At 49.8% G+C, this 11,280-nt stretch carries 17 protein-coding genes; 13 read left to right on the top strand and 4 right to left on the bottom strand.

What is annotated here, in order from left to right; all coding sequences use genetic code 11:
- Positions 1-232: hypothetical protein (locus tag NDA01_RS30080; RefSeq protein WP_348230917.1), on the top strand; the 232-nt coding region annotated here is incomplete at its 5' end.
- Positions 233-470: 238 nt separating this feature from the next.
- Here the strand turns inward: NDA01_RS30080 and NDA01_RS30075 are convergent.
- Both NDA01_RS30075 and NDA01_RS32155 read right to left on the bottom strand, forming a co-directional pair.
- Positions 471-689, bottom strand: a complete 219-nt coding sequence (locus NDA01_RS30075) for a hypothetical protein (RefSeq protein ID WP_348230916.1) — start codon at positions 687-689, stop codon at positions 471-473.
- A 233-nt stretch (positions 690-922) separates the two neighbouring features.
- Positions 923-1,081 carry an IS1/IS1595 family N-terminal zinc-binding domain-containing protein gene (locus tag NDA01_RS32155; protein ID WP_431193585.1) on the bottom strand — a complete coding sequence of 53 codons (159 nt, stop codon included), beginning with the start codon at positions 1,079-1,081 and terminating at the stop codon, positions 923-925.
- Between the two features lie 279 nt (positions 1,082-1,360).
- Here NDA01_RS32155 and NDA01_RS30070 point away from each other — a divergent pair, with 279 nt between their 5' ends.
- Positions 1,361-1,609, top strand: a complete 249-nt coding sequence (locus NDA01_RS30070) for a hypothetical protein (protein ID WP_348230915.1) — start codon at positions 1,361-1,363, stop codon at positions 1,607-1,609.
- Between the two features lie 306 nt (positions 1,610-1,915).
- On the top strand, positions 1,916-3,487 hold the full coding sequence (locus NDA01_RS30065) for a tetratricopeptide repeat protein (protein ID WP_348230914.1): 1,572 nt from the start codon (positions 1,916-1,918) through the stop codon (positions 3,485-3,487).
- Positions 3,488-3,520: 33 nt separating this feature from the next.
- Here NDA01_RS30065 and NDA01_RS30060 read toward each other — a convergent pair whose 3' ends face one another.
- The gene (locus NDA01_RS30060) at positions 3,521-3,961 is read right to left on the bottom strand and encodes a VOC family protein (RefSeq protein WP_431193584.1); all 441 of its coding nucleotides are present in this window, start codon (positions 3,959-3,961) and stop codon (positions 3,521-3,523) included.
- Between the two features lie 23 nt (positions 3,962-3,984).
- Positions 3,985-5,238 (bottom strand): RNA polymerase sigma factor, encoded by a 1,254-nt coding sequence (locus tag NDA01_RS30055; RefSeq protein WP_348230913.1) that lies wholly within the window; start codon positions 5,236-5,238, stop codon positions 3,985-3,987.
- Between the two features lie 271 nt (positions 5,239-5,509).
- Between NDA01_RS30055 and NDA01_RS30050 the strand changes: the two genes are divergently transcribed.
- The 10 genes from NDA01_RS30050 (at position 5,510) to NDA01_RS30005 (ending at position 11,197) form a co-directional block, all read left to right on the top strand.
- Positions 5,510-5,902, top strand: a complete 393-nt coding sequence (locus NDA01_RS30050) for a YciI family protein (RefSeq protein WP_431193583.1) — start codon at positions 5,510-5,512, stop codon at positions 5,900-5,902.
- Between the two features lie 49 nt (positions 5,903-5,951).
- Complete coding sequence (locus NDA01_RS30045; RefSeq protein ID WP_348230912.1) at positions 5,952-6,380, top strand: YybH family protein; 429 nt, start codon at positions 5,952-5,954, stop codon at positions 6,378-6,380.
- 51 nt (positions 6,381-6,431) lie between these two features.
- Positions 6,432-7,283 carry a YciI family protein gene (locus tag NDA01_RS32150; protein ID WP_431193582.1) on the top strand — a complete coding sequence of 284 codons (852 nt, stop codon included), beginning with the start codon at positions 6,432-6,434 and terminating at the stop codon, positions 7,281-7,283.
- Positions 7,284-7,314: 31 nt separating this feature from the next.
- Complete coding sequence (locus tag NDA01_RS30030) at positions 7,315-7,725, top strand: VOC family protein (protein WP_348230911.1); 411 nt, start codon at positions 7,315-7,317, stop codon at positions 7,723-7,725.
- 55 nt (positions 7,726-7,780) lie between these two features.
- A complete protein-coding gene (locus NDA01_RS32145; protein ID WP_431193581.1) occupies positions 7,781-7,906 on the top strand; it encodes a VOC family protein in 126 nt (41 codons plus the stop codon).
- 23 nt (positions 7,907-7,929) lie between these two features.
- The gene (locus NDA01_RS30025; RefSeq protein WP_431193580.1) at positions 7,930-8,208 is read left to right on the top strand and encodes a VOC family protein; all 279 of its coding nucleotides are present in this window, start codon (positions 7,930-7,932) and stop codon (positions 8,206-8,208) included.
- 64 nt (positions 8,209-8,272) lie between these two features.
- Positions 8,273-8,398, top strand: coding sequence for a DUF1579 family protein (locus NDA01_RS30020; RefSeq protein ID WP_431193579.1), 126 nt, complete (start codon positions 8,273-8,275; stop codon positions 8,396-8,398).
- A gap of 329 nt (positions 8,399-8,727) precedes the next feature.
- The gene (locus NDA01_RS30015) at positions 8,728-9,489 is read left to right on the top strand and encodes a DUF928 domain-containing protein (protein ID WP_348230910.1); all 762 of its coding nucleotides are present in this window, start codon (positions 8,728-8,730) and stop codon (positions 9,487-9,489) included.
- 5 nt (positions 9,490-9,494) lie between these two features.
- The gene (locus tag NDA01_RS30010; protein ID WP_348230909.1) at positions 9,495-10,691 is read left to right on the top strand and encodes a tetratricopeptide repeat protein; all 1,197 of its coding nucleotides are present in this window, start codon (positions 9,495-9,497) and stop codon (positions 10,689-10,691) included.
- Between the two features lie 59 nt (positions 10,692-10,750).
- Positions 10,751-11,197, top strand: coding sequence for a tetratricopeptide repeat protein (locus tag NDA01_RS30005; protein WP_348230908.1), 447 nt, complete (start codon positions 10,751-10,753; stop codon positions 11,195-11,197).
- Positions 11,198-11,280: the final 83 nt, after the last annotated feature.

The raw sequence follows: 11,280 nt of genomic DNA, 5'->3' as shown, positions 1-11,280 counted from the left end.
AAATGTTCTAGAAGGCTTGCAGCAGTTGATGGCATGGTCAGTTAGGAGTCTCTGGCTAAAACGCTCTAATCCAGTATCTCACCCACTCTCTTGCCCCAATTTAGATGCGTTTGCCCTGCGATCGCCCCCAGACCAAATCTCTGAAAACTTAGCTCCCCCGTTGCTTCAACCATTAACCCAACTTGGCTCCAACACTCACTCAGAAGTAGACGTAACTGCCACTAAAGGATAGCGCTCTAGCTAGGAAATTAGACTGAAAATTTGGCTATTGATCTAACTTTGGATAATAGAGCGAATCTTCCCCATATCATTTCAAAGCTAACTATCGACTAACCACCAACGGTACGCCAAAACCTCAAAGAGGTAATTGTCGCCTCCAATTGCAGTTCCGACCCCTCTAGATACCGTTGAAGTGCCTGCAAGCTGCGGTACCTCGATATCTCCTGAATCACGCGCAGTGGAACTGTCATTTAACAGGGTATTGGTTCATACGCTCTTTTAGGGGGCGCGATCGCAGCCTCTAATGGTAGGACAAGTGGTTGATTGATCTGGGGGCTGGCATTCGGAAGAGGAGCTTGAGGGAGAGAGAGGGGCAGGAGGAATTTCAAGGGTTGAGGTTGTAAACCGCGCTGTTTGAGAAGGATGGGGGGTTGAGAGCGATCGCGATTCATGCAACGAGTTCTGGTCACTGATGGGTCAGTGGCCAGAACCCAGAGGCGAGCGAGTGGATTGAGACACAAAAGATTTGATTGATGTGATGTGGAGCGATCGCGGCCCCGCAGTGCTGAACTAAGCCGTAGGCAGTCCTAGAGTAGACTTGCGAAGCACTTCATCATTACCCGTAGAACCTCTAACATCTCTGCTCTGCTGGGGGTCTTTAGCGAGTGGGACGCAAGTAGGTCGGGAGATTCTAGAAGATTTGTCAACACTCTAGGAGAGCTTTACTATCAGGAGGAATGACTCGCCACTGTGGGGCTTCCACAAACTGATGGCCACAATCTCGACATTCGTAGTTCTGCTTGCCTCGTCGAGTGAAACTCTGTTTGACGATGTCATCAAGCCCACCTGTGGGGGAGAACAAGTGAGGTTTCAGGCTCAGTCAGCCGTTCTACAACCGATTTATCCCCATTATCTTTGACCTTTTTCCTTCGCAAAATTGCAGTACCGTTCCTAGAACAAGGGAGATCAACACTGCAAAGGACAGTTTTTTCGCCCCTTGTTCTGGGAAGCTTCTGAACAATCCAGACTCAAAATTCCCAGAACTTGTTGGGGCTGTTGCCCAAGCAATCGGGCAAGGCTCTAGCACCTTACTGCCAAAGGCACTGAAGGCGGGATCGCCCAGTTTCTCGAATGAGTTCCAGTGGCGATCGCCTACCCCCAACAACAACGACAACCCCATTCCATTCGTAACCCCATAGGCTATCTCCATCAAGCCATCCTGCAAGCCTGGGACTTGTCCATTGCACCATCTGCCACCTCTGCTCCCCCACCTGGCTTTAATGCCTGCTTCAACTGGGCTAAAGCACAAGGTATGGTACTTGCAGCAACTACGATAGATGGGATTCATCCCACACTGTATGTGCAGCAGGGTTGGGTTGCCACGGAGTGACTGATGTAAATCTTGCTATGCGTTCCCTAAGCTTCGTGCTTCTAGGAATTGGAGTTTAGACTAAGCAAGATTCAAAAACCTAGATCATTAGAGGTGGCCAAAAGGTGGAAACCCCCTAACTAGTGGAAAACTCGGCATCTTAGCGAACTCGGTGCTCAGGTGAGACTCGATCACTGGACTCAACCAGACAATAACAGTTGCAAGTATTGATAAAACTTGAGTGAACCTTGATTCACAAGCCGAACTCATCGCTTGATCTTGCGTCATCTAAATCATGACTACATTGCCAAAATTGAGGGCGGAGACATGGCACTAGGAATCAGACGCGGTGCAAGGTTAACAGTTGTGGCTCTGCTTACGATGCTAGTGCCGAATCAGCCGGGATTTGCAAAGGAAAGAAGCAGGCTTAACGCTCCTTTAGTGGCTGAGATTGCGTTCCAATATGCAGCGACCGAACGATCGCAAGCGGCTGTGAAAGTTTTAGACCAAGCGCTATTCCTCACAGAAACAATGCCAAGTGATTGTTATAAAGCAACGCCTCTGATGCGGGTTGCAAACGGGTACCAGCTGGTGGGCCAAACGAGTAAAGGACAACAACTGCTTACAAAAGCGTTCCAGATTGCCCGCACCCAGACGATCGCAAACTGTACGCTCAGCGCCACCTCACCGGAAGAATCATTGCTTAACAGAGCGGGTGAATACGCCCAAGCCGGTTATTACGATTTTGCGCAGCCAATTGTCCGAGGAGTTGATAATTGGTTTCGCCCCATCGCAATGGTAAAAATTGCTGCAGCTTATCAAAAAGATCAAAAGCCCGACCAAGCGCGACAAGTTTTAGACGAAGCGATCGCCATTGCTCAACGCAATCCGGATGTTCGAAATCGGCGGCAAATCCTCCTGGGAATTGCCTTTGAACTCAAACGCACCGGACCATCAGAATTCTTGCTACCAACGCTTCAGCAAGCTCTAGGGAGTGTCCGCGCTCAGCCTCAGTCGCAATCGCAAGAAGATATTTCCTGGGACATCACTCAAAAACTTCAAGTCTCAGAGATGCTAATCCTGAGTGGACAAAAACCGCAAGCGATCGCACTCCTCAATCAAGTCCTACCGGAAATTAAGGCACTGCGGTCAACTCAATTTCCATCCGAGCAAGTTCATTTGCTCAGCACAGTCGCGACTCAGTATGCAGCTGTAGGGGAATCTAGCCAAGCTAAGGCGGTTTTAGCGATCGCTCAATCAAGCGCACAGGCCTTAACCCCCTCTCCCCTGCGCAATCCTACCCTGGCCCAAGTGGCGAGCAGATATGCTGAAATCGGAGAGCTGCAAACGGCACGTGAGTTGGCCGCTCGCATTGACACACGGGTAGACCAGGAGCAAGTGTTTCAAGCGATCGCGATGCATCATACCAAAACTGGAGAGGTCGCCCAGGCAGTGAACGTGGCGCGATCGCTTGAAACCAGAAAAGACTTAACCCTGTCTGACATGGTGAGACATTATCTGGCCAATCAGCAGTATGACCAGGCTTTGCAAATTGCTCAACAGGAGCGAGTTCAAGGCACTCTACCCCAAGTCGCGCTTGCTTATGCTGAGGCCGGAAAACCAGAGCGAGCTAAGCAAATTGTGGACTCGATTCAACCCCCTACCGCTGATTCTGCTCATTTAGATTGGTTGATGCCTGCTTTAGCTCAATCGTTCGCCCAAAATGGAGAGTTTGAGCCAGCCTTACGAGTTGCCCAAGCAACACAAACAAAGGAATATAAGAGCCGAGCACTGATCGCGATCGCTAGCGCATATATGGCCCAAGACCGAGTTGCCAATCGAGCAAAAGCCACTGAACTCCTAGAGCAAGCCCTTGAAGTGGCGCTGTCGATCGAGTAGCAAAATTCTGTCCCCGCAATGTCGAGATGCGAGTTAAACATTGCCCTGGCTGAGTTCTGGCTCAAGCTGCTCATCCCAGAAGGCAGCTTCTATCTTATGTCCATCGGGATCGCGCACAAAGCAGCCGTAATACGGCTCACTATATTCGGCTCTGCCACCGGGGGCACCGTCGTCTTTGCCTCCTGCTGCTAATGCTGCCTCATAGAAGGCGTGAACCGCTTCTTTTGTAGGAGCGATAAAACCAATGTGAGTCCCATTACCAACCGTTGCAGGTTGCCCATCAAATGGAGTTCCTACCCAAAATTCGGGATACTGTTTGCCGTAGGCAATCGCCCCCAGATGCTCCATCAACCGCTTGCAGCCCAACGTTGGCAACACAGCGTCGTAGAAGGCGATCGCTCGTTCGAAATCGTTGGTGCCGATGGAGACGTGTGAGAGGATGCTGGGATTGTGATCCATATCTGAACTTTCCATGAGTTAAATTGAACGTGAAGATGTTAGGGCTGCACTTCGTGCAATCGACGCTTTAGGAAGCGGCGCTCACTGTCATTGGTAACCAATTCTAGTGCTCGCGTATAGCTTTGGGTTGCTTCCTGGAATGCTCCGACACGCCGCAATAAATCCGCACGGGTAGCGTGAAATAAATGATAGCTTTCGAGTTCAGGAGTGAGTTGAGCAATCAGGGCAAGGGCTGCTTGAGGACTATCTGCCATTGCGATCGCCACTGCCCGATTGAGTGACACGATCGCTGAAGGCTGTAAGCGTTCCAGAAGGTTATAAAGTTGTACGATTTGCGCCCAATCTGTCGCTTCGGCTCGTGTTGCCTGACAGTGGAGTGCTGCGATCGCCGCTTGCAGAGCATAAACACCCGTGCCGCCGCGCAGTGCTGCTTCCACCAGCGGTAGTGCCTCGGCAATTTGTGGGTGATTCCAACGACTCCGCTCCTGATCTTCTAGCAGAATGAGCTCGCCTGCCTCATCCAAACGAGCATCTCGTCGCGAGTCGTGCAGTAACATCAGCGCCACCAGTGCCGTGACTTCTGAGGGAGGTTGGGGTGCCATCAACGTTCGTACTAGTTGCCCTAGCCGAATGGCTTCGGTGCAGAGGTCAGCTCTCACAATTGTCTCGCCTTTGGTCGCCGCATAACCTTCATTAAAGATGAGATAGATCACCGTCAGCACTGCCTCGATTCGGGCAGAGAGAGCGGTTGTGTCTGGCACTTTGTAGGGAATTCCCGCATCCCGAATTTTGCGCTTAGCCCGTACCAGCCGTTGTGCTATCGTTGCTGTAGGGACGAGAAAAGCGCGGGCAATTTCGTCAGTTTCTAGTCCACCTAACATTCGCAGTGTCAGAGCGACCTGCGACTCGATCGCCAGTGCGGGGTGGCAGCAGGTAAAGATCAACCGCAGTCGATCGTCTGAAATTTCATCGCTATCGTAGGTTGGCTCCTCGCTCGATGGAATTAACCCAGATGCCGCGTACCATTCCAGTTTTTCGGTGAGTCGTGTTCGTCGTCGGAGGCGATCGATCGCTTTGTATCGAGCGGTTCGGATAATCCAGGCGCGGGGAAGATCAGGAATCCCGCTGGTCTGCCACTGATTTACAGCCGCCGCAAACGCTTCTTGTGCCGCTTCCTCAGCCACATCAAAATCTCCCACCAGCCGAATCAAAATGGCGACAATCCGCCCCCATTCAGCGCGGTACGTGTCAGCGATCGCCTGAGCCACATCCGATTTTGCGTTTGAAGCCATATCTGACATAAAAAGACATCAAAATTTTTGACAAGGTGTTGATTTGAGCGATTGCTGTTCAACTGGCTGATAAAGGAACACGACAACAATACATGACAACAAAGAACAATTGTACTAAATAATTAAATTTTCAAGAGGTGTCGATTTGAGCGATCGCCGTTCGACTGACATACAAAGGAAGCAAAGCTTGATCGTACTCAATGAAAATTTTTTTGGTGAAGTGTCGATTTGAGCGATCGCGGTTCGACTTAACAACAAAGGAGGCAATCGAATGAAATACATGCTGCTGATCTACATGGATGAAAACGCTCTGAGCGAAACCGAGCGGGAGCATTGCTATGCGGAATCTGCTCAACTCGCTCAGGAACTCAACGCCAAGGGACAATATGTGTCAACCGCTCCACTTCACCCTGTCGCCACGGCAACCAGTGTCCGAGTGCGTGACGGCAAATCACTGATAACGGATGGACCGTTTGCGGAAACCCGCGAACAATTGGGTGGTTTTTTCCTCATTGATGCTCAAGATCTCGATGAGGCGATCGCGATCGCGGCTCAGATCCAGGAGCACGAGTTGGAACGGTTGAAATTCGTCCGGTGCTTGAAGTCGCAGGTTTGCCGAAGCAGCAGTGACCCTACTCTCATTGCAAGGCTGCTTTGCCTGTGAGGAGCCAACCAAATAGCCACCCCAAGGGAGACACCAATTCGGAGCATCTATGGCAAATGACATCACCGAAATGACCAATGAAACGCTAATCAGAGAACTGTTAGAAAAATGGGCAGACGCAACCCGTTCAGGAAGACGTGATGAAGTTCTACTTTCCCATGCATCCGATGTCACGATCTTCGATGTATTGCCTCCACTGAAGTATGAGGGAGCCGATGCCTATCGCCAAAGCTGGGACGAGTGGCAACCCACCACTGAAGGTCCGAGTCTATTTGAGATTCACGATCTCAAAATCACGACAGGTCAAGACGTAGCATTCGCGCATTGCTTTATCCAGTGCGGTGGCATTCAACCCAATGGTATGACCTTTGAGGAATGGGTACGGGCAACGTTTTGTCTCCGCAAACTGGAGGACAAATGGTTGGTCACTCATCAGCATATTTCAATGCCAATTGGCAGACAGTCAGGAAACAGTTAGTCCAAATCCCAACAACTAAACTTTCTAACCTCAAATCAAGGAGATACGGCAATGCGATTTATGTTGCTCATGATTCCCAAAGGTTACGAGAACGCAGATCCAGGAGTGATGCCTGATGCCAAAGCCGTTGAAGCCATGATGAAATACAACGAAGCGCTTCAGCAAGCTGGCGTCCTAATTGCCCTTGAAGGACTTCACCCACCCTCCATGGGGGCGCGAGTCACATTCAGTGAAGGAAATCCCCAAGTGACGGAAGGAGTGCCCCCGGATGTGAAAGAGGTGCTGGGTGGCTACTGGATGATTCAAGTGAACTCGAAAGAGGAAGCGATTGCATGGGCTGCTCGCTGTCCTGCCTCAAATAACGAGACGATCGAAATCCGTCAAGTGCAGGAATTTGAGGATTTTCCTGAGGATGTTCAAGAAGCCACTGCTGAGTTCACAGAGTCATTTTCTAACACCACAACAGCAACAGAACAGACCCATACAGCCGAAACTCAGATTCACCAACTGATTGCCGAGCAACAGCAGGCGATTTGCTCCAAAGATGTGGATCAAATTATGTCCTGCTATGCCAATGAGATCATTCTCTTTGATGTCAAACTGCCATTCCAGACCAAAGGCAAAGAAGCGGTTCGTCAGTTGTGGGAAGACAGCTTGCCTTATTTTTCAGATTCTTTCGAGATGGAAACCCGAGATCTCACCGTTAGTGCGAATGACAACTTAGCAACTGCTCACTGGTTGTTTCGCTTCAAAGGGGAACAAGATCATCCCGCTACCCAAATGTGGATGCGCGCCACTGCTGTGTATCAGAAGTATCAAGGCAACTGGCAGATTTTACACGAACATATTTCGGTACCATTTGATCCAACAACTGCTCAGGCAAGTCTCACCCTCAATCCATAAAAAATCCATTGGATGCGATCAGGAAGTACCTATGAAAATCAATCCGTATCTCATGTTCAACGGCAACTGTGAGGCAGCATTCGAGTTCTATGAGCAATGTCTCGGTGGCAAGATCACCATGATGATGACTCACAAGGAAGCACCTTCGGCAGAAAATGTTTCACCGGAGTGGTATGACAAAACTATGCACGCTTGCCTTGATCTAGGAGATCGCCTGTTGATGGGATCTGACAGTCCACCTGGATACTTTGAACCTCCTCAAGGCTTCTATGTGCAGATGAGCGTTGCCGAACCAGCCGAAGCCGAACGGATTTTTCACGTTCTAGCGGAAAACGGCAAAATCAAGATGCCGATCGCCCAAACCTTTTGGTCTGTTCGCTTTGGCATATTAATTGATCAGTTCGGTACACCGTGGATGGTCAACTGTGAGCAAGTAACTTGAGCCTTGAATCATCTTTCAACGGATACAACTACAACAGATTACACCCCAAAAAACCATGAGTACTCAAATCTTCGTCAATCTACCTGTTAAAAATCTCCAGCAATCGATCGCGTTTTTCACTCAACTTGGCTTTCAGTTCAATCCCCAATTTACTGATGAAACAGCTGCCTTGCCTGCATGATCGTCTCCGAGACTATCTTCGTAATGCTCTTGACTTATGAGAAGTTCAAAACGTTTACACCAAATGCAATCTGTGATGCCACAAAAAGTACCGAAGTGTTGACGTGCTTATCAATGGAGAGCCGAGAAAAAGTGGATGAGATGGTTCGCAATGCGATCGCCGCAGGTGGCACAACCTACAAGGAACCTCAAGACCACGGGTTTATGTATGCACATGGATTTCAAGATTTAGATGGTCATATTTGGGAACTGGTGTATATGGAACCCAGCCCAGTTGATCGAGTTGAATCTGCTCAGGAATAGAAGTGTGAACCAACCCGAAGGGGATCGCCATCCTCATTCGACCAGCGATGATGGGTGACGAGAAATGACAAAGTACAAAGACGCGATCGAGTTTAAGAGCGACGATCACCGAGTCTTGACTTCCCATATGTTGGGAGATGACGGGCAGTGGCATCACTTCATGACCACTCATTATCGGCGAAAGCAATAAGACGTAACGTTCCGCTGATGAAACCAAATCCTGCACAAGGCTAAGCCAAAGTATGACATCCAGCATGGTTTGGCTTAGTTACTTGTAGCTAAAGATGCGATCGCTGATTATCCCCAAGAGCCAGGGCATCGCAAGTAATACCATTGTCGGAAAAAGCAGTCATGCGATGCCTAATGATTTGCTACTTGGGTGTCGCGTGGATCTTTCGTTTCCTGACTCTTGAAAACTCGCGATTGCGCTTTCCCGCAAGGGAGATTTACAGGTAATCTCCTTTTGGTTTCGTTAATGGCTGTCTATTGTAGAAGACATACGTCGGAGGGATTTACGCTATGCTTCACTTATCAAAGCGTCGCCAGCAGCAAGCACTAATCGCTAGTTTGATCCTCACGCTATCGATTGGCATTGCGCCTATGGCGCTAGCAAAATACCGTCCGCCCAAGCGTCCTTCGGCACCTAAAGAAACGATGCCCAGGACATCTCGGGGGGACAGTTGCGATCGCAGTGCAGCGGGTAAATTAACTCCCCTAGTGCCGTTTAGCCATATCGGGCAAACGAGTTCCCAGCGTCCAACGTTCGTCTGGTTTGTGCCCGATCGCACTCCCTACTCGTTGCAATTCCGGCTGTTTACTCGCACGGGACAACCGCTCTACAGAACTGAGATGCAGAGCCAACCAGGGATAATGTCGGTTGCTTTGCCCCCAAATTTGCTCCAATTAACGATTGGACAAGCCTATAAGTGGCAAGTGGTGTTGGTTTGTAATCCAAATGTTCCTTCGAAGAATGTGGTGGTGGCGGCAGAACTCGAAGTGGTCAAGCCTGCTGCGTCGTTGCAGACTCAACTAGCTGCTGCGCCAGCACCCCAACAGCAGAGCGACCTGTATGCGGAGGCTGGGCTATGGTATGACGCGATCAAAGCAGCACTCAAAGTCTCCCAGACTGCTCAAAATCAGACAGCCGTGTTGGATTTGCTTGATTCTCTTGCCACTTCGGAAGCCCAACCGTTGAAAGACTGGAGCGATCGCCTGAAGCAAATTGAAGCGATCGAACGACAGCGTCAAGAGCCGCGCCAGCCGCCGCAACCTAAACTGTAAAACCCATGAAACTTGCCTCCAAACAGATCAAATCAAGCAAACGCAAGGTGCGATCGCGCTTCCTCCTGCCCCTTACCTTTTGCCTTTTGCCTGTTACTTTCTGTCTTCCTCTCCATACCCCACCTCCCGCTGTCGCTCAAGCGATCGATTCCCGTAAAGCCGAAGCCGATCGGCTCTTAAAGCAGGGAATTCAACAGTATCAGACTAGCCAATTCTCAGCAGCGCTCAATTCCTGTCAACAGGCACTGCAAATTTATCGCGCCCTCAAAAACCGCCAATGGGAGAGTGTAACCCTGAGTAGCTTGGTAAGCATTTACAGCGTTCTGGGCGAGTATGATAAGGCGATTAAGTATGGGCAGCAGGGCTTAGTGATCGCTCGCGAACTTAGAAGCCGTCAAAACGAACTTCTGGCACTGCACAGTTTGGGGCTCGCTTACCTCTTTCGGAGCGACTATGACAAAGCCGTTGAGTATTTACAGCAAAGTTTAGCCATTGTCCGCGAAACCAAAAACCGCCAAGGGGAAGGTGTGGTACTGGGCGGTTTGGGCGGTACTTACCATGCTCTAGGCAACTATGACAAAGCCATTAAACATGGGCAGCAATATTTAGCGATCGCCCGCGAGATTAAATACCGCCGAGGGGAAAATGAAGCACTGGGCATTCTGGGAAACGCTTACCACGCTCTGGGTAACTATGACAAAGCGATCGAGTATTTACAGCAACAGTTGGTCATCTCACGCGAAATTAGAAATCGTCAAGGAGAAAGTGTGGCACTGGGCAACTTAGCAGGTGCCTACCTCTATTTGGGCAACTATGACAAAGCGATTGAATATACGCAGCAACAGTTAGCCATCGCTCGCGAGATTAAATACCGCCGAGGGGAAGGTGTGGCACTAAGCATTTTGGGACTCGCTTATCGGTCTTTAGGCAACTATGAGAAAGCGATTGAATATTTACAGCAAAGTTTAGCGATCGCCCGCGAAATTAAAGACCGCCTAGTAGAGGGTGCGGCACTGGGTAATTTGGGGGGCGCTTACCTCAAACTGGGCGACTATGAGAAAGCCATTGAGTATAGTCAGCAATATTTAGCCGTCGCCCGTGAAATCGAAAATCGCCAAGGAGAGAGTGAGGCACTGGGCAGTTTGGGAGCCGCTTACGGCGATTTAGGAAACAATGCCCAAGTGATTGAGTATGGGCAGTAGAGTTTAGCTATCGCTCGCGAGATTAAAGACCGCACTGGGAAGGTGCAGCACTGGGCAATTTGGGAGCCGCTTACGGCGATTTAGGAAACAATGTTCAAGCGATCAAATATGCTCAGCAATATTTAGCGATCGCCCGCGAAATTAAAGACCGTGAGAGGGAGGGTCTGGCACTCAACAACCTCGGAGGGGCGTTCTTGAAAGCTGGCAACCTTGCCGAAGCTGAAAAAATGTTGGTGCAGGGGATTCAAGTGTGGGAATTAATGCGGCAAATGCTTGGCTCCAACGATGCGAATAAAATCTCCATTTTTGAAGGACAAGCTCGTACCTATCAGGCTTTACAAGAAGTCCGAGTGGCACAAAATAACCCATATGCTGCGTTGGAAATTGCCGAGCGGGGACGTGCCCGTGCCTTTGTCGATCTCCTGACTCAGCGACTATCATCTGGTGCTGCCAGTCTAGTCATCGTCCCTGCCCCCGGGAGCATGTCAGTTTTGCAGACCAATTAAACCATTGAGATAAGCGCAACGATGAGCTAGCACTTGTGGAACATTCTCACGCTTCCACTGCGCACCTGATATTTGAACGCGAC

The sequence above is a fragment of the Trichocoleus desertorum AS-A10 genome, from assembly GCF_039962155.1.
Lineage (GTDB): Bacteria > Cyanobacteriota > Cyanobacteriia > FACHB-46 > FACHB-46 > Trichocoleus.
Note: the sequence above shows the minus strand (reverse complement) of the source record. Positions and strands in the feature narration are given on the sequence as shown.